16 protein-coding genes and 1 tRNA gene are annotated in these 15,293 nt (G+C 64.6%); 9 read left to right on the top strand and 8 right to left on the bottom strand.

Annotated features, from left to right (window positions below; translation table 11 throughout):
• Positions 1 to 20: 20 nt before the first annotated feature.
• The 3 genes from BRA471DRAFT_RS19140 to dctP are packed head-to-tail and all read right to left on the bottom strand — an operon-like array spanning position 21 to position 2,949.
• Entirely contained in the window at positions 21 to 1,379 is a 1,359-nt protein-coding gene (locus tag BRA471DRAFT_RS19140; protein WP_007610175.1) for a TRAP transporter large permease, read from the bottom strand.
• Positions 1,376 to 1,930, bottom strand: a complete 555-nt coding sequence (locus BRA471DRAFT_RS19145) for a TRAP transporter small permease (RefSeq protein ID WP_007610176.1) — start codon at positions 1,928 to 1,930, stop codon at positions 1,376 to 1,378. Before BRA471DRAFT_RS19145 ends, BRA471DRAFT_RS19140 begins: the two co-directional genes overlap by 4 nt.
• Complete coding sequence (gene dctP, locus BRA471DRAFT_RS19150) at positions 1,927 to 2,949, bottom strand: TRAP transporter substrate-binding protein DctP (RefSeq protein ID WP_007610177.1); 1,023 nt, start codon at positions 2,947 to 2,949, stop codon at positions 1,927 to 1,929. Before dctP ends, BRA471DRAFT_RS19145 begins: the two co-directional genes overlap by 4 nt.
• A 319-nt stretch (positions 2,950 to 3,268) precedes the next feature.
• On the opposite strand from dctP, the gene BRA471DRAFT_RS19155 reads away from it, so the two are divergent.
• Complete coding sequence (locus BRA471DRAFT_RS19155) at positions 3,269 to 3,511, top strand: pentapeptide MXKDX repeat protein (protein ID WP_007610178.1); 243 nt, start codon at positions 3,269 to 3,271, stop codon at positions 3,509 to 3,511.
• A gap of 138 nt (positions 3,512 to 3,649) precedes the next feature.
• On the opposite strand, the gene BRA471DRAFT_RS19160 is transcribed toward BRA471DRAFT_RS19155, so the two are convergent.
• Positions 3,650 to 3,997, bottom strand: coding sequence for a DUF6481 family protein (locus BRA471DRAFT_RS19160; RefSeq protein ID WP_007610179.1), 348 nt, complete (start codon positions 3,995 to 3,997; stop codon positions 3,650 to 3,652).
• Between the two features lie 268 nt (positions 3,998 to 4,265).
• Here BRA471DRAFT_RS19160 and BRA471DRAFT_RS19165 point away from each other — a divergent pair, with 268 nt between their 5' ends.
• The 3 genes from BRA471DRAFT_RS19165 to BRA471DRAFT_RS19175 all read left to right on the top strand — a co-directional run bounded on the left by BRA471DRAFT_RS19165 (position 4,266) and on the right by BRA471DRAFT_RS19175 (position 5,823).
• Positions 4,266 to 4,502: a hypothetical protein gene (locus tag BRA471DRAFT_RS19165; RefSeq protein ID WP_007610180.1), complete on the top strand. Its 237-nt coding sequence runs from the start codon at positions 4,266 to 4,268 to the stop codon at positions 4,500 to 4,502.
• Positions 4,503 to 4,578: 76 nt separating this feature from the next.
• Complete coding sequence (locus BRA471DRAFT_RS19170; RefSeq protein ID WP_007610182.1) at positions 4,579 to 4,839, top strand: DUF2273 domain-containing protein; 261 nt, start codon at positions 4,579 to 4,581, stop codon at positions 4,837 to 4,839.
• Positions 4,840 to 5,022: 183 nt separating this feature from the next.
• The gene (locus BRA471DRAFT_RS19175) at positions 5,023 to 5,823 is read left to right on the top strand and encodes a hypothetical protein (RefSeq protein WP_007610184.1); all 801 of its coding nucleotides are present in this window, start codon (positions 5,023 to 5,025) and stop codon (positions 5,821 to 5,823) included.
• 112 nt (positions 5,824 to 5,935) lie between these two features.
• Here the strand turns inward: BRA471DRAFT_RS19175 and BRA471DRAFT_RS38955 are convergent, their stop codons facing one another.
• On the bottom strand, positions 5,936 to 6,097 hold the full coding sequence (locus BRA471DRAFT_RS38955) for a hypothetical protein (RefSeq protein ID WP_007610185.1): 162 nt from the start codon (positions 6,095 to 6,097) through the stop codon (positions 5,936 to 5,938).
• Positions 6,098 to 6,343: 246 nt separating this feature from the next.
• Between BRA471DRAFT_RS38955 and BRA471DRAFT_RS38960 the strand changes: the two genes are divergently transcribed.
• Together BRA471DRAFT_RS38960 and BRA471DRAFT_RS19185 are read left to right on the top strand one after the other, a co-directional pair.
• Positions 6,344 to 6,493, top strand: coding sequence for a hypothetical protein (locus tag BRA471DRAFT_RS38960; RefSeq protein ID WP_167552267.1), 150 nt, complete (start codon positions 6,344 to 6,346; stop codon positions 6,491 to 6,493).
• A gap of 237 nt (positions 6,494 to 6,730) precedes the next feature.
• Entirely contained in the window at positions 6,731 to 6,949 is a 219-nt protein-coding gene (locus tag BRA471DRAFT_RS19185; protein WP_007610187.1) for a hypothetical protein, read from the top strand.
• 126 nt (positions 6,950 to 7,075) lie between these two features.
• Here the strand turns inward: BRA471DRAFT_RS19185 and BRA471DRAFT_RS19190 are convergent, their stop codons facing one another.
• Positions 7,076 to 7,303: a DUF2171 domain-containing protein gene (locus BRA471DRAFT_RS19190; RefSeq protein WP_007610189.1), complete on the bottom strand. Its 228-nt coding sequence runs from the start codon at positions 7,301 to 7,303 to the stop codon at positions 7,076 to 7,078.
• 140 nt (positions 7,304 to 7,443) lie between these two features.
• Here BRA471DRAFT_RS19190 and BRA471DRAFT_RS19195 point away from each other — a divergent pair, with 140 nt between their 5' ends.
• The gene (locus BRA471DRAFT_RS19195; protein WP_007610191.1) at positions 7,444 to 8,727 is read left to right on the top strand and encodes a hypothetical protein; all 1,284 of its coding nucleotides are present in this window, start codon (positions 7,444 to 7,446) and stop codon (positions 8,725 to 8,727) included.
• A 63-nt stretch (positions 8,728 to 8,790) separates the two neighbouring features.
• Positions 8,791 to 9,108, top strand: a complete 318-nt coding sequence (locus tag BRA471DRAFT_RS19200; RefSeq protein WP_231170941.1) for a hypothetical protein — start codon at positions 8,791 to 8,793, stop codon at positions 9,106 to 9,108.
• Positions 9,109 to 9,171: 63 nt separating this feature from the next.
• Here BRA471DRAFT_RS19200 and BRA471DRAFT_RS19205 read toward each other — a convergent pair whose 3' ends face one another.
• Positions 9,172 to 9,414: a hypothetical protein gene (locus tag BRA471DRAFT_RS19205; RefSeq protein WP_007610195.1), complete on the bottom strand. Its 243-nt coding sequence runs from the start codon at positions 9,412 to 9,414 to the stop codon at positions 9,172 to 9,174.
• A gap of 158 nt (positions 9,415 to 9,572) precedes the next feature.
• Positions 9,573 to 9,649, bottom strand: a tRNA-Arg gene (locus tag BRA471DRAFT_RS19210).
• 403 nt (positions 9,650 to 10,052) lie between these two features.
• Between BRA471DRAFT_RS19210 and BRA471DRAFT_RS19215 the strand changes: the two genes are divergently transcribed.
• Positions 10,053 to 15,257, top strand: coding sequence for an alpha-2-macroglobulin (locus tag BRA471DRAFT_RS19215; protein WP_007610196.1), 5,205 nt, complete (start codon positions 10,053 to 10,055; stop codon positions 15,255 to 15,257).
• Positions 15,258 to 15,293 lie beyond the last annotated feature (36 nt).

A 15,293-nucleotide genomic window follows, 5' to 3' on the forward strand; every position in this document is an offset into this window, starting at 1 on the left:
AGCAATGACGGACGCAGCCGCTACCTGCTCCCGTCCGGCCCCATCACCAGGTCCGGCAGCGCGGTCGAGATCCCCGGCACGAAGCACAGCAGCAGCACCGCGACCATCATCAGCAGCACGAACGGCAGCGTGCCCCAGATCACCTCGCGCAGGGGAATGTCGGGCGCGACGTTGCGGATGACGAAGATGTTGAGGCCGACGGGCGGATGGATCAGTCCCATTTCCATCACGATGGTCATGACGACGCCGAACCAGATGATGTCGAAGTTCGCCGCGCGGAGCGGCGGCAGGATGATTGGCGCGGTCATGAGAATAATCGAGACCGGCGGCAGGAAGAAGCCGAGCACGACGACCATGACGAGGATCGCGAACAAGAGGCCCCAGCGCGGCAGATGCATCGCGACGACGGATTCGGCAGCCGATTGCGAGATGTGCAGGTAGCTCATCACGTAGGAGTAGAGCAGTGACATGCCGATGATCATCATCAGCATGGTCGATTCCCGGATCGTCGATTTCAGGATCGGGGCGAGGTCCCTTGGCCGCCACACGCTGTAGATCGCCGCGATCAATGCCAGCGCCAAGAGGCCGCCGAGGCCGGCGGTCTCCGACGGCGTGGCGTAGCCGCCATAGAGCGCGATCATGACGCCGGTGAGCAGCAGCACGAAGGGGATCACGCGCGGCAGCACGCTGAAGCGTTCCGCAAGCGTGTACTCGTCGCGGGCGAGGATCGCAGCTTCCGGGCCGCCGTTCTTGTAGATCGCTTCGGCCGCGGCATATTCCTGGCGGAAGCGGATCACGGCGTAGATTCCGAACAGCGAGACCAGCAGCAGGCCAGGTCCGATGCCGGCGAGGAACAGCCGTCCCAGCGATTTTTCGGCAGCGACCGCAAACAGGATCATGGTGATCGACGGCGGCAGCAGGATGCCGAGCGTGCCGCCGGCGGCGATGATCCCCGCGGCAAAGCCGCCGGAATAGCCGCGTTTACGCATCTCGGGGATGCCGGCCGAGCCGATTGCCGAGCAGGTCGCGGGCGAGGAGCCCGCCATCGCCGCAAACAGCGCGCAGGCGAATACGTTGGCGACGCCGAGGCCGCCAGGGACGCGGTGCAGCCAGGCGTGCAGGGCCGAGTAGAGATCCTGGCCGGCGCGCGACTTGCCGATCGCGGCGCCCTTCAGGATGAAGAGCGGGATCGACAGCAGCGTGATCGAGGCCATTTCCTCGTAGACGTTCTGCGTCACCGTATCGAGAGAGGCGGCGGGCATGTAGATGCCCATGAACACCACCGCGACCGCGCCGAGCGCGAACGCGATCGGCATGCCCGAAAACATCACGACCAGCGTCGCGATTCCGTACGCGAGGCCGATACCGAAAACGCTCATGAACGCCTGGCTCCAGCGAAAGGCAGCGCAAGCTGCACGAGGATCTGGACGCAGAGCAGACTCATGCCGAACGCCATCAGCGAATAGGGGATGGCCAGCGGCGGCGACCACATCGAGTTCGAGACCTGGCCGTCGACATAGGCTTCATGCGCCAGTGTCCAGGACTTCCAGGCGAAGAAAGCGCAGAACAGAAACGTCACGGCATCGACCAGCCAGAGTCTGATCCGGTTCGCCAGCGGCGAGAGCAGGCCGACGAAGGCCTCGATGCCGATGTGACCGCGGTTCTGCTGCACGTAGGCGGCGGTCATGAAGGTGGCGCCGACCAGCAGGAACACCGCCGCCTCGTCCTGCCAGTAATTGGCGGCCTTGAACAAGGCGCGGCTGAGCACGCTGTAGCTCAGGATGGCGCAGGCGGCGATCAGCGCGATCGCGGCGAACACGACGATGATGTTGTTGAGGATGGCGAGACCGCGATCGATCGCCGCCGCAAGGCCGGTCCTTGCGGCAGCGTTGGCCTTGGCGTCACGATCCGGAAGCGGACCGTGGCTCATGCCGCGACGTCGGTCGCGAGCTTGAGCAGGTTGGCCGAGGTCGCGGTCTTGGCGCCGTAGTCCTTCCACGCGGTGTCGCGGGCGATGTCACGCCACTTGCCGACCGTCGCGGCATCGAGCGCCGAGACCTTGGCGCCGGCCTTCTCGTAGACCTTGGCGACCTCGACGTCGTCGTCCTGCGCTCCCTTGCGGCCGAAGGCTTCGAGCTCGGTGCCGACCGCGAGCAGGATGTCCTGCTGGTTCTTCGGCAGCTTGTCGAAGATCGCCTTCGACATCATCAGCGGCTCGAGCATGAACCAGTAGGACGCGCCTGCGCCCGAGGTCAGCGATTTCGCGACCTCTTCGAGGCGGAACGAGATCAGGCTGGTCGAGGAGGTGATGCCGGCATCACAGGCGCCCGTCTGCATCGCTGCATAGATTTCGTTCGAGGGCACCGACAGCACCGAGGCGCCGGCGGTCTGCAGCACCATGTCCATCTCGCGCGAGCCGCCGCGCACCTTGAGACCCTTGGCATCTTCGGGGGCCACGATCGGCTTGGAGCGGCTGGCGACGCCGCCGGCCTGCCACACCCAGCTGAGCAGGATGATGCCCTTGTCGGCGAGGAAGTCGGTCAGCGCCTTGCCGACCGGCTCCTTCTTCCAGCGCATGCCCTGGTCGTAGGTGGTGACGAGGCCCGGCATCAGGCCGATATTGGTTTCCGGCAACTCGCCGCCGGCGTAGGGCATCGGATAGAGGCTGATGTCGAGCGCGCCCTTGCGCATCGCGGAGAACTGCGCGTTGGTCTTGATCAGCGAGGAGTTCGGATAAATCTCGGCCGCGATGTCGCCGTTGCTGCGCTTGGCGACTTCGGCGGCGAACATGCGGCAGAGCCGGTCTCGGAAATCGCCCTTGTCGACGGTGCCGCCGGGGAATTGGTGCGAGATCTTCAGGGTGGTCGCGGCATGCGCGGTGCCGGTACCGAAACGGAGAATGGCGGGTGCGGCGACGGCGGTCGCAATCAGATGGCGGCGCGTAAGCATGGTGTGATCCCTTTGGACGTTTCTTTGAACGGTTCTTGTTTGCTGTGACTTTGGGTGGGCCTTCGAGACCGTGCTGAGGCCTATCCTAGCCGGTCTTTCAGACAATGTTCTCTAGTCTGATAGTTCGAGACCGAATGCCGCGGCAAGTGTCGGCTATGCTGCGTTGCACACTGCCGATTTCCTGTATCCGCCGAACAAAGGACGGCGGCGGCGCGCAGAAATTTATCGGCGGCCGCGTAACAACGCCCCGTGGCAATCCGTCGAGATCAGATAGCGGCGTCCGTCGCTGACAAACATCATCTCGAAGGGAAGACCAGTCATGACCATTCGTACCCGCATCGCGCTCGGCGTTTCAGCGGCCATTCTCTCGCTCGGCCTCGCGCTGTCGCCGGCTGCCTTTGCCCAGGACAAGATGGGCAAGGATGACGGCATGATGAAAAAGGACACGATGTCCAAGGACGGCATGAAGAAGGACACCATGTCCAAGGACGACGGCATGAAGAAGGACACGATGTCGAAGGACGGGATGAAGAAAGACGACGGGATGATGAAGAAGCACTGATCTTCCATCGTCGAGGCAGCGCTTGCGACAGGCAGGCGCGCGCCAAAAATCCGGGGGCGGTCACGTAGACCGCCCCCAGAATATTGTTTCATTCCAAATTCAATTGAACGTGACTTGCGAGCGTTAGACTTGCGAACGCTACTTGCGCTTCGCCTTGCGGGCGGCGTAACGGGCGTCTCGCTTGGCCTTTTGCTCGGCTTCGGCTTCGGCCGCCTTCGCGACAGATTCTTCGGCTTCGCGGGCGATCCGCGCGGCCTCGAGCGCGACAGCCTCTTCTTGAAGGCGCTTCTGCTCGGCCTTTTCCGTCTCGCGCGCAGCCTTTGCCTCGGCGCGCTTGGCCGCAAGGGCCTCGCGCTCCGCACGCTTCGCCACAACCGCGGGATCATCCGGCCCCGGCTGCGACTTGAATTTGTTCAAAAGGTTTTTGCGTGCTTCCTGTGCCGCCTTTTGTCGGTCGGAGAAGCCTGGTTCCCTAAATCCACTCATCGGCGAACCTTGTCATCCTCGCTTTCGATCCTACATCACTGCCTGTTGGTACGTCGGCTGGGCATAGCGGGCGCCGCGCGACGCAGATGCGTGTACATCGGCGCGCGCCGTGATGCCACCTATAATCGCAGCCGATCAGGTAGACGAAAATCGCCGCCCCCGACGATCTCTCGTAGCCCCGAAAAACTGCCGAATTGTGATGTCCCTCATACGGGGGCACCAGGGCGGTGCCTAGCGTCCGCCCCGGTATGAGACGCGGAGCACGGGTATGACGATCTCAAGACTGAGCCTGAAGGCGCTCGCAATCGCTGTCGCGGTGGCAGCCCTGGCCGGTGCCACGCTGCTGCTCGCCGGGCCGCAGCCGATCGAAAGTGCCGTCCTGGGTGCAGATTGGGAATGCACCCAGACCGCGTTTGTGCTCACGACCTGCTCACCGCGGGTCCAGCAGGCGATCCCGGCGGTCGAGACCTCGCGCAAGGATGCGATCCGGCCGACCCGAGGCTAACCCGGAGAAGCTGGGCGGGATGTGACGCCACGCCGCAGAGGTGATAAAGCCCGCTCGCCCCCGTGATCGGTCAGCCATGTCCAAGTCCGAAGCCAAGTCCCAAGCTGAGTCCCGAGCCGAGTCCGAACCTGAGCCCGAACCGGGCGCGGAGCCCAAATCCCCTCCAAAACCTCAATCCGGTGACAACCGCCGCGGCGCCATCGCCGGCTTGATCATCGCGATCGTGATCCTCGGCGTCGGCTGGTGGCTCGCCCGTGATCTCACCTCCGCGAGCAAGATGCAGGACTGCCTGATGTCAGGGCGAACCAACTGCAATGTGATCGAGCCGGCCCGCTAGAAGCACTCGTGCGCTGCCCGCGCCGACGAAAAAATGTCGTGATCTTAATCATTTGTAACGGGACTTGGCCGACCAAAGCAGGTCAGTCATGTCAGCCGGCATCAGCTCAGCGCGAGCCGAATCGTCTATGGCGCCAAGCATCACGGCCATTGACGGCAATCGAGAAAGTAGGGGCAAGCACGCATGAGTGCGTCCAGTCGCATCAAGATCATCATTCCCTTGGTTTCGGCGATGTCATTGCTCGCCGTCCCGGCGCAGGCTCAGGACGCCAGACCACCGAAAGACGCCGCCCAGCCATCGGCCGGGCCAGGCGCCGGCGCGCCGCCTCAGAACATGCGAAAGGGGCCGCCGCCGCAGCAGGCTGCCCGGCCCGCGCCACAGCCGGGCGGCCAGCCCCACGCCGGCGGTCCTGGTCATGCAGGTCCAGGTCCAAATCCCGCTCTCGCGGGTCCTGCGCCGCGCAATGCCGGCGGTCCGCCGCCCGGACGCAATTATGCCAGGGGTCCCGCGCCGGCGCGCGATTGGGGCGGACACGCCTATCGCGGCCATCTTGCCTGGGATGGCGGACGCTGGCGCCACGAAGTCCACAACGGCCGCTCCGGCTGGTGGTGGGATGTGGGCGGCGCGCGGTATTACTATCCGCAGCGGATGGAGGGACCCCCGGCCTACATCTCGGAGGATTATTACGACGACGTGCCCGTGGCCTATGCCCCGCCCGTCGCCTACGAACCGCCGCCGCCTCCGCCGCCGGCCGATCCCGGTGCGAGCGCGCTCGGCGGCGCTATCGTCGGCGGCCTGCTGGGCGGCCTGATATCGGGCAACGCCTCGGGAGCGGCCGCAGGCGCTGTGATCGGCGGTGCCACCGGGGCGATAGCCGGCGCGACGGCTGCTTCGCGCCCCGGCTACTATCTGGCCCAGGGCAATTGCTACTACCGCTATCCGAGCGGCCAGTATGTGCAGGCCGATCCCCGGGCGTGTTACTGAGCGCTCCAGGCGAGAGCTGAAGCGAAGAGGCGGGCGAAAAGTCCGCCTCTTTTCGTTTTTGCGTTGGCCTTCGGCTGGCCGGGAATTGATTCAACGGCGATCGCCCCGCGCGTCAGGACACCAGCCAGCTGAAGAACGCGATCGCGGCCCAGACCAGGCCTGCGATCCAGGCCAGCATCACGATGCCGATGGTCGCAAGATAAGCTATGCCGAGCGGGTCGGATCTTTCGCGTCGCGTCGGGACGGCAATTTCGGCTGCGGCTTCTTGCGTCATGACGGGAATATCTCCCAAGCCTTCTCGCTCTCTGGGAGCGCTGAGGACTGTTTAGCGGAGACGCCGGGCGCCGGCTGTGACGCACTTCACAGATCGTTACGTATGAAGCCCACAATCGGGGCGGGTCGTTCGCCACATGCGTGAGCTGGATCGCGTCGCAAATCCGTATCGGGAGGGATTAACCCCGCAATCATACGGACGAAATTGCCACGCGCTTGTCCAGATCGTCCGGCTAGAATTGGCTTCATGTGTACCAAGTACGATCCACAGCATGAAGCCGAGGCGGCGATGAAGCGCGCCGTGGCGGCCGATGGCCCCGATCGGCAACGTCTCATCGAGCTGGCCCTGGCCTGGCATCAACTCGCCCGCGACCGGCGCGAAGAGCGGACGGACTGAGCTCTCAGTCTTACGACAATACCCGTATTCACAGAAAAACCCCGTGCTCGGGGGGACGAGCACGAGGTTCTCGAGAGCCGATCGGGGCTGGCAAATCGGCACCACTTGACAGCGAACGCGCTGATCGCAGGCTCGTTCCGCACTCCTCAATTCTTTTCGCGCAAGCTCAATGAAGGGCGGTCAGGCGAGGGCCGTCGTGCCGATGGAACGTCGGTTCCCCGCCGGCGTTGAGCTGCTATGACCGATCCCGAGTTGCGCGCAGAGTCCTTCGAGATTGCCTGGAAATATCTCGACCAATCCGGCCAGCTTACCGGCGAGCGCAGGGACGCGGCGCGATTCATCCTGAACAGGATCGACCGCATGATGCGGGGTGGCGAAAGGCGACGATTGCTGCTGTCCAACGCTGCAATCGACGCCTTCCGGTTGAGGCCCGTGCTCGTGACGCTCGACGCCTGACGCGAGCCGCCGAAATGCTACGTTAAGACTCGTTCGGACGACGATCTTCCGGTCGCGATTCGTTTCGGGGAACGAAGCGGAGCAGGACCGTGAACAAACAAAAAGTCCCCGAGGCGACTTGCTGGCTCAGGCTGCTTCCGACCTCGGCACCGCGTCGGCATTGACCGAAAGCTTCACGACGTCGCCTTCGACGGCACCCACATATTTCGTATCAATGTAATGATGATGGTCCTTGTGACCTTCCGGGCTGTCCTTCCGCGTCAGCTTGATGCGATTGCCCTCGACGCGGTCGACAGTGCCGACAGGTGCGCCGTCCTTGCCGATGATCTTCATGTGCTCTCTGATCTCGCTCATGATGTTCTCCCTGTGAAGTGTCAACGGCGAGGACCGGTCTTCGTTGCAAGGATGAGCGCGGCCGATTGTTTGGAGCCAATGCGTTCGCCGAATGTTGAAGGGCAGTCGCAATTGCCAAGACCATCCTCATCAAGATTCGCATGGAGACCTCCGAGGCCTATCTCGAACGAAAGCACAGGGAAATCGGGCTGCTGAACGATTGCCTGAGGAGCCCGCTGCATTTGGCTCGGCCGCAATCGGTCGACGAGGTCGTGGACTCCAAGTTTCAGCTCGCCGCCGCGCTACGCGCGGAGCATGCGCTGCAGGACTGGAAGGCGACGGAGACCGCCTGGTCGCACGCGGCGTCTCCCACCAGCGGTCCGTTCGCGTTCAGCTACGATTATCAGCGCGCTGACCTCAAGGTGCGCGGTCCCTCGTTTTATGACCTCGAGCGGTGCTGCGCGAGCGAGGCGATCTATACCGCGTCCGGCATGGCCGCGATCGCCGCGCTGCTGCTCGCGTCCGCACGGATCATCGGCAAGGCAGACGTCGTGGTGCTGCCGGGCACCTACGGCGAGACACTGGAGCTGATCGAGAGCCTCGTTCCCGATTTGCGGCTTGTCACCGCCAGAATCCCGCTGGACGAAGCGTTTGCTGAGGCAGCCTCGCGACGGCTTCTCCTGCTGGATTCATGCGCTCCTGCCGGGGCGTTCGAGGCGGCTTTGCGTTGCGACGGTTCGGGGCTCGACCTGTTGATTTTCGACACGACATGTTTCGCCGGCAGATCGGGGCGCATCCGGCGCGTCCTGAGATGGGCCGCGCAATGGGACATTCCCGTCGTGTTGGTGCGAAGCCACAACAAGCTGGATTCGCTCGGGGTGGAATACGGCCGGCTCGGCTCTGCCGTGTTCGTGCATTGGGGCCGGAAGGATCTCAAGGCAGGCCAGTTGCTGTCCGAAAGCCTGGCGGGGGAAACCCGCAATGCCGTCCGGCTTCTGGGTGGCGCGGCGTTGCCGGCGCACTTCCCGCCATTCGTGGGCTCAGAGGTCTATTGGGCCCTGACGAAAAGGCGCGTCGCGGCGATCCTGCGCAACGGTCGCCACACGGCGCGATATTTTGCCTCCGAACTCGCTTCGCTCTCGGCCGAGCTGCATTTCACCCACGGCCTCTATGTCACGCTTCGCGGCAGGCGCGCCCTCGATGAGGCGACCGCGCGGCAGGCCGCCGAAGACATGAGCCGCGACCTGAACGCCAAAGGCTTCCCCATTCGCCACGCCGGCAGTTTTGGTTTCGATTTCGCGGCGACCGAGTGGTTTCACGACGCGACTACTGATCGGTACAGCGTCCGGGTGGCGGTGCCGGATCTGCCGACCGAGTCGTGGAAGGATCTCGCGGCGGCGATTGCCGGGTGGTGGGCGCGACATCAGGGCGACACTGAAGGGTGAGTACGGTGCAAGGCCATGACAGAGCGACCGAAAGCGTTTCCTTACAGGGAATGCACGTGGCATGTGTCAGACGAACAGTCCCAGCAATGGCTTGCGGTGCTTGAAAAGACGGGTGCAGCCAACGTCCGAGCGCGCCTAGCCCAGACCGACGCGGCATCCGCAGGAGCGATTGCGATCGGAACCGCGCCCGTCATGACGATCGGGTTCGCCCAGGAATGGCTGAACTGGAAAGATAATCAAAAATCCGAGGCGGATATCGAACGGCACGAGCGGCAGATCTGGTGGACTCGGACCGCGGCAATCGCCGCATCGGTCGCCGCATTGAGCGCACTGTTCGGCTGGATTTGGACGATCTTCATCCGGGGGAATAATGGCCTGTAACAAACATGATTGCTACGTTGCGCACACATCCGCGAGACGAGAGCGGCGACAAACTGCGCTGGTTCAATCGATCGCCAGGCATTCTTCCAGGGCCGGCTTCTGGTGGCCGCGACGCGTCCATGCCTGAACGGCGAAGGCGAGTTGATGCTGGCTGGCCGCCGCGTCCGCGATGGAAGCCCGCGCCGTCGCGATGGGCTTAGCGATGACGCCGGAGTTCACGATTCCCGCGTCAACTGCCAGGAACGATATTGCCACAATCGCCACCGCAGACGCGATAGCCATTCTCGTCAAGTCGGATAGTGGCATCGAAGTCCTTATCGGGCGCACGTCGCTCGGCGGATAGATAGGGCTCGCTTGCCCGGATCAAAGCCCGGACCGAGGCGACCCACGCGTTCGTGAAGGACGGTGGATTCTGCAGGCGCGCATCGTAGACTGGACCCACGATCAACGCTTTAGACTGAAAATGGCGATCCCGGCAGGAATCGAACCTGCAACCCTCAGAGTAGAAATCTGATGCTCTATCCAGTTGAGCTACGGGACCGTCTTGAGCCGCCCTGGTTGGGGGCCGGCTGTTCATCTACCATGCCATTATGAAAAATATCGTCTTTCGCCAAGCCTGAACCGAACCGTTTTCCTCGGAGCCGCGACAAAGCGGAACGGTGGGGTGTCGGGGTGCCGGGTTGAGCGGCAGCGGACTGGACGATGGATCACATCGCCGGGAACGCTGGAAAGCTTCCGGGACACGGCCGCCGGACGACTGGTCGGGTATTGCTGCGCCATCAGGACGGCGTGCGCGGCGGTAGCTTGATCGGTCTCCTCTGGGCCTGCCTTGTCATGGCGAATGCGACGATTTGCACCTTTGGTTCCATCGCCTTGAGTCCGTCACCTTTCCGCGCATTTCATGCGACAAGCGGCGTTCGTCCGCGATTTCCGGGAGTCCATCCATGATCGGTCTTGTTCGCGCCGTCGCACTCTGCGCCACGCTGGCGTTCGGCCTTAGCGTAGCGCAGGCCGCCGACAAAGCCTTCAAGCGCGACGATCTCGCCGATTCCGCGATCAAGCTGGAGGCGCAGATCAAGGGCGAGGCGGGGCCGGTCGCCAAGTCCGGCGCAAGCTTGCGCACCGACGCCGATGCTGCCTTCCGGCGCAACGACTACCGCACCGGCCTGTCGGTGCTCGGCCAGATCGCGGCGACCACGCCGGAGGACGCCGGCAACTGGCTGCGGCTGGCGAAAGTCATCTTCCAGATATCGCCGAAGAGTTCGAGCGAGCAAACGTTCCTGCTGGAGCGCGCCTCGACTGCCGCCTACATCGCCTACCAGCGCGCCGGGAATGCGGGCGAAGAGGCCGACGCGCTCGCGGTGCTCGGCAAGTCGCTGTCCGAACGCAAGCTGTGGCGGCCGGCGCTGGATGCGCTGCGGCTGTCTCTCGACATGCGCGAGGTCGCCGACGTCCGCGGCCAATATGAGAAGATGCGCGACGAGCACGGTTTTCGACTGCTCGATTACACCGTGGACTCGGACTCCGCCAGTCCACGCGCCTGCTTCCAGTTCTCGGAGGAGCTGGCAAAACGCACCGATTTCGCGCCGTACCTCGCGCTGGCGGGCCAGGACAAGCCGGCTTTGTCGGCCGAGGGCAAGCAGCTCTGCGTCGATGGGCTGAAGCACGGCGAGCGCTACAACATCAATCTGCGCGCCGGCCTGCCGTCCACCGTGAAGGAAGGCCTGCCGAAATCGGCCGAGTTCAACGTCTATGTGCGCGACCGCAAGCCATTCGTGCGCTTCACCAGTCGCGCCTATGTGCTGCCGAGGACGGGCCAGCGCGGCATTCCCGTCGTCAGCGTCAACACGCCAGCCGTCAACATCAACGTGTTCCGGATCGGCGACCGCAACCTGATCAACACGGTGGTCGACAGCGATTTTCAGAAGACGCTGTCGAAATACCAGCTCAGCGATCTCGGCGGCGAGCGCGGCGTCAAAGTTTGGACCGGCGAGCTTGCGACCGCGATGACGTTGAACCAGGACGTCACCACGGCATTCCCGGTCGACCAGGCGCTGGGCGAACTCCAGCCCGGCGTCTATGTCATGACGGCCGCGGCCAAGGGACCGGGCTCGGACGACGACTACCAGCTTGCCACCCAATGGTTCATCGTCTCCGATCTCGGCGTCACGGCCTATTCCGGCAATGACGGCATCCATGTCTTCGTGAATTCGCTGGCCTCGACCGATCCGGTCGGCAAGGCCGAGGTGCGGCTGGTCGCGCGCAACAACGAGATTTTGGCCACCCGCAAGACCGATGAGAGCGGCCATTTGCTGTTCGAGGCGGGGCTTGCGCGCGGCGAGGGCGGCCTGTCGCCGGCGATGCTCACCGTGACCGGCGAGAAGGCCGACTATGCCTTCCTCAGCCTCAAATCCTCCGCCTTCGACCTGTCGGATCGTGGCGTTTCGGGCAGGGCCGTGCCTGCGGGCGCCGATGCCTTCGTCTATGCCGAGCGCGGCGTCTACCGCTCCAGCGAGACCGTCTATCTGACCGCGCTGTTGCGCGACGGGCAGGGCAATGCCGTCACCGGCGGGCCGATGACGCTGGTGATCGAGCGCCCCGATGGCGTCGAATACCGCCGCGCCGTGCTGGCCGACCAGGGCGCCGGCGGGCGCACCTTGTCCGTGCCGCTCAACTCGGCCGTCCCGACCGGTACCTGGCGGGTGCGCGCCTTCACCGATCCGAAGGGCTCTTCGGTCGGCGAGACCACCTTCATGGTCGAGGACTACGTCCCTGATCGGATCGAATTCGACTTGTCCGCCAAGGACAAGCTGATCAAAGCTAACGCTCCAGTGGAGCTTAAGGCGGACGGCCATTTCCTCTATGGCGCGCCGGCCTCGGGGCTGGCGCTCGAAGGCGACATGCTGGTCGCGCCCGCGTCCGAGCGACCGGGTTTCGCCGGTTACCAGTTCGGCGTCGCCGACGAGGAGACCACCTCAAACGAGCGCACGCCGCTGGAAAACCTGCCGGAAGCTGACGCCAATGGCGTTGCGACCTTCCCGGTCACGCTCGACAAGCAGCCGGCCTCGACGCGGCCGCAGGAGGCGCAAATCTTCGTCCGCATGGTCGAGACTGGCGGCCGTGCCGTGGAGCGTAAGATCGTGCTGCCGGTCGCGCCTGCTGCCGCCATGATCGGTATCAAGCCGCTGTTCGGCGACAAGAACGTCGCCGAGGGTGACAAGGCCGAGTTCGATGTCGTGTTCGTCTCGCCCGAGGGTGAGAGGCTTCGCCGCGACGGCCTGCGCTACGAGCTCCTGAAGATGGAGTCGCGCTACCAATGGTATCGCCAGAGCAATTACTGGGAGTACGAGCCGGTCAAATCGACCTCGCGCGTCTCTGACGGCGACGTGACCGTCGCCGCGGACAAGCCGTCGCGGATTTCGTTGACCCCAAAGCCCGGCCGCTACCGGTTGGACGTGAAGTCGAACGACGCCGACGGACCCGTGACCTCGGTACAGTTCGACGTCGGCTGGTATTCCGACGGCAGCGCCGACACGCCGGACCTTCTGGAGACATCGATCGACAAGCCGCAATACGCCTCGGGCGACACCATGACCGTGTCGGTCAACGTCCGCAGCGCCGGCAAGCTGACCGTCAACGTGCTCGGCGATCGCCTGCTGACGACGCAGACCATCGACGTCAAGGAAGGCACCGCGCAGGTGAAGTTCCCGGTCGGCAAGGACTGGGGCACCGGCGCCTATGTGGTGGCGACGCTGCGCCGGCCGCTCGATGCGACCGCGCAACGCATGCCGGGCCGGGCCATCGGACTCAAATGGTTCGGTATCGACAAGCAGACCCGCACGCTCCAGGTGAAGCTGACGCCGCCGGCACTGATCCGGCCGAATGCAATGTTGAAGATCCCGGTCAAGCTGGACGGGCTCAATCCGGGCGAGGACGCCAAGATCGTGATCGCCGCGGTCGATGTCGGCATCCTCAACCTCACCAATTACAAACCGCCGGCACCGGACGACTACTATCTCGGTCAGCGCCGCCTGAGCGCGGAGATCCGCGATCTCTATGGGCAACTGATCGACGGCATGTCGGGCACGCGCGGGCAGATCAAGTCCGGCGGCGACGCCGGTGCCGCCGAGCTCCAGGGCTCGCCGCCCGCGCAAAAGCCGCTCGCGCTCTATTCGGGCATCGTCACCGTTGCCGCCGACGGCACAGCGGAAGTGAGCTTCGACATTCCGGAGTTCGCCGGCACCGCGCGCGTCATGGCGGTGGCGTGGACCGCGACCAAGCTCGGCCGCGCCAACACCGACGTCGTGATCCGCGATCCCGTGGTCCTGACCACAACCCTGCCGCGCTTCCTGCTCAATGGGGACCACGGCACGGTCAATCTCGAGATCGACAATGTCGAGGGCCAGGCCGGCGATTACGTCATCAATGTGAAGACGGGCGGGCCGGTGAAGATGTCCGGCAATCCCGCGACCACGGTCAAGCTCGCCGCCAAGCAGCGCAATTCGTTCACGCTCGCCATCGACGCGACGGCGGCGGGGCAGGCGACGCTCGACGTCGACATCAGGGGGCCGAACGGCCTGGCGCTGGCGCGCCATTATGCGCTCGACGTCAAGGCGGCGACGCAAGTCCTGGCGCGACGCTCGATCCGGACGCTCGCGAAGGGTGAGAGCCTGACGTTGACCTCGGATATGTTCGCCGATCTCGTGCCGGGCACCGGTAGCGTCTCGGTCTCGGCCAGCCTGTCGACTGCGCTCGATGCGGCGACGATCCTCAAAGCGCTCGACCGCTATCCCTATGGCTGCTCGGAGCAGATCACCAGCCGCGCCATGCCGCTGCTCTATGTCAACGATCTCGCGGCCGGCGCGCATCTGGCCATGGACACCGAGGTCGACCAGCGCATCCGCGACGCCATCGAGCGGCTCTTGGCGCGCCAAGGCTCGAACGGCTCGTTCGGCCTGTGGTCGGCAGGCGGTGACGACGCCTGGCTCGACGCGTATGTGACGGACTTCCTGACCCGCGCCCGCGAAAAGGGATTTGTGGTGCCGGATGTGCTGTTCAAGACCGCGCTGGATCGTATCCGCAACTCCGTCGTCAACGGCAACGAGCCGGAGAAGGACGGCGGCCGCGATCTTGCTTACGGCCTCTACGTGCTCGCGCGGAACGGCGCGGCGCCGATCGGCGACCTCCGCTATCTCGCCGACACCAAGCTCTCCAACCTCGCAACTCCCATCGCGAAGTCGCAGCTCGCGGCCGCGCTCGCGCTGGTCGGTGACCGCAACCGCGCGGAGCGGGTCTACGGCGCAGCGCTCGACAGTCTTGCGCCAAAACCCGTGCTGGAGTTCGGCCGCACCGACTACGGTTCGCAGCTCCGAGATGCCGCAGCGCTGGTGTCGCTTGCCAGCGAAGGCAATGCGCCGAAGGCGACGCTGACGCAGGCGGTGTCGCGGGTCGAGACCGCGCGCGGGCTGACGCCCTACACCTCCACGCAGGAGAATGCCTGGCTGGTGCTGGCGGCGCGCGCGCTCGCCAAGGAGAACCTGTCGATGGAGGTCGACGGCCAGCCGGTCAAGACCGCGCTGTACCGCAGCTACAAGGCCGCGACCCTGGAGGGCAAGCCGTTGAAGATCACCAACACCGGCGATGCGCCGGTGCAGGCGGTGGTCTCGGTGTCGGGCTCGCCGGTGACGCCGGAGCCCGCGGCATCGAACGGCTTCAAGATCGAGCGCAGTTTCTTCACGCTCGACGGCAAGCCCGCCGATATCGGCAAGGTCAAGCAGAACGACCGGTTCGCCGTGGTGCTGAAGATCACCGAGGCCAAGCCCGAATACGGCCACATCATGGTGTCCGACTATCTGCCGGCCGGCCTGGAGATCGACAATCCAAAACTGGTGTCGTCGGGCGACAGCGGCACGCTGGGCTGGATCGAGGATGGCGAAGAGCCTGAGGATACCGAGTTCCGCGACGACCGCTTCACGGCGGCCGTCGACCGGGCCTCGGATTCCAAGGCGGTCTTCACGGTGGCCTATGTCGTGCGTGTGGTCTCGCCCGGCAAATACGTGCTGCCGCAGGCCTATGTCGAGGACATGTACAATCCCTCGCGCTACGGCCGCACCGGGACGGGCACGGTTGAGGTGCGGGCGGCGAAGTGAGTAGTCATGGGATGAGCGACAAGGAGCCACATGCTC

The sequence above is a fragment of the Bradyrhizobium sp. WSM471 genome, assembly GCF_000244915.1.
Lineage (GTDB): Bacteria > Pseudomonadota > Alphaproteobacteria > Rhizobiales > Xanthobacteraceae > Bradyrhizobium.

What these genes read in the sequence shown, in the direction of transcription:
- BRA471DRAFT_RS19140 (WP_007610175.1), bottom strand. Translation starts at nt 1,379, where the DNA reads ATGAGCGTTTTCGGTATCGGCCTCGCGTACGGAATCGCGACGCTGGTC.
- BRA471DRAFT_RS19145 (WP_007610176.1), bottom strand. Translation starts at nt 1,930, where the DNA reads ATGAGCCACGGTCCGCTTCCGGATCGTGACGCCAAGGCCAACGCTGCC.
- dctP (WP_007610177.1), bottom strand. Translation starts at nt 2,949, where the DNA reads ATGCTTACGCGCCGCCATCTGATTGCGACCGCCGTCGCCGCACCCGCC.
- BRA471DRAFT_RS19155 (WP_007610178.1), top strand. Translation starts at nt 3,269, where the DNA reads ATGACCATTCGTACCCGCATCGCGCTCGGCGTTTCAGCGGCCATTCTC.
- BRA471DRAFT_RS19160 (WP_007610179.1), bottom strand. Translation starts at nt 3,997, where the DNA reads ATGAGTGGATTTAGGGAACCAGGCTTCTCCGACCGACAAAAGGCGGCA.
- BRA471DRAFT_RS19165 (WP_007610180.1), top strand. Translation starts at nt 4,266, where the DNA reads ATGACGATCTCAAGACTGAGCCTGAAGGCGCTCGCAATCGCTGTCGCG.
- BRA471DRAFT_RS19170 (WP_007610182.1), top strand. Translation starts at nt 4,579, where the DNA reads ATGTCCAAGTCCGAAGCCAAGTCCCAAGCTGAGTCCCGAGCCGAGTCC.
- BRA471DRAFT_RS19175 (WP_007610184.1), top strand. Translation starts at nt 5,023, where the DNA reads ATGAGTGCGTCCAGTCGCATCAAGATCATCATTCCCTTGGTTTCGGCG.
- BRA471DRAFT_RS38955 (WP_007610185.1), bottom strand. Translation starts at nt 6,097, where the DNA reads ATGACGCAAGAAGCCGCAGCCGAAATTGCCGTCCCGACGCGACGCGAA.
- BRA471DRAFT_RS38960 (WP_167552267.1), top strand. Translation starts at nt 6,344, where the DNA reads ATGTGTACCAAGTACGATCCACAGCATGAAGCCGAGGCGGCGATGAAG.
- BRA471DRAFT_RS19185 (WP_007610187.1), top strand. Translation starts at nt 6,731, where the DNA reads ATGACCGATCCCGAGTTGCGCGCAGAGTCCTTCGAGATTGCCTGGAAA.
- BRA471DRAFT_RS19190 (WP_007610189.1), bottom strand. Translation starts at nt 7,303, where the DNA reads ATGAGCGAGATCAGAGAGCACATGAAGATCATCGGCAAGGACGGCGCA.
- BRA471DRAFT_RS19195 (WP_007610191.1), top strand. Translation starts at nt 7,444, where the DNA reads ATGGAGACCTCCGAGGCCTATCTCGAACGAAAGCACAGGGAAATCGGG.
- BRA471DRAFT_RS19205 (WP_007610195.1), bottom strand. Translation starts at nt 9,414, where the DNA reads ATGCCACTATCCGACTTGACGAGAATGGCTATCGCGTCTGCGGTGGCG.
- BRA471DRAFT_RS19215 (WP_007610196.1), top strand. Translation starts at nt 10,053, where the DNA reads ATGATCGGTCTTGTTCGCGCCGTCGCACTCTGCGCCACGCTGGCGTTC.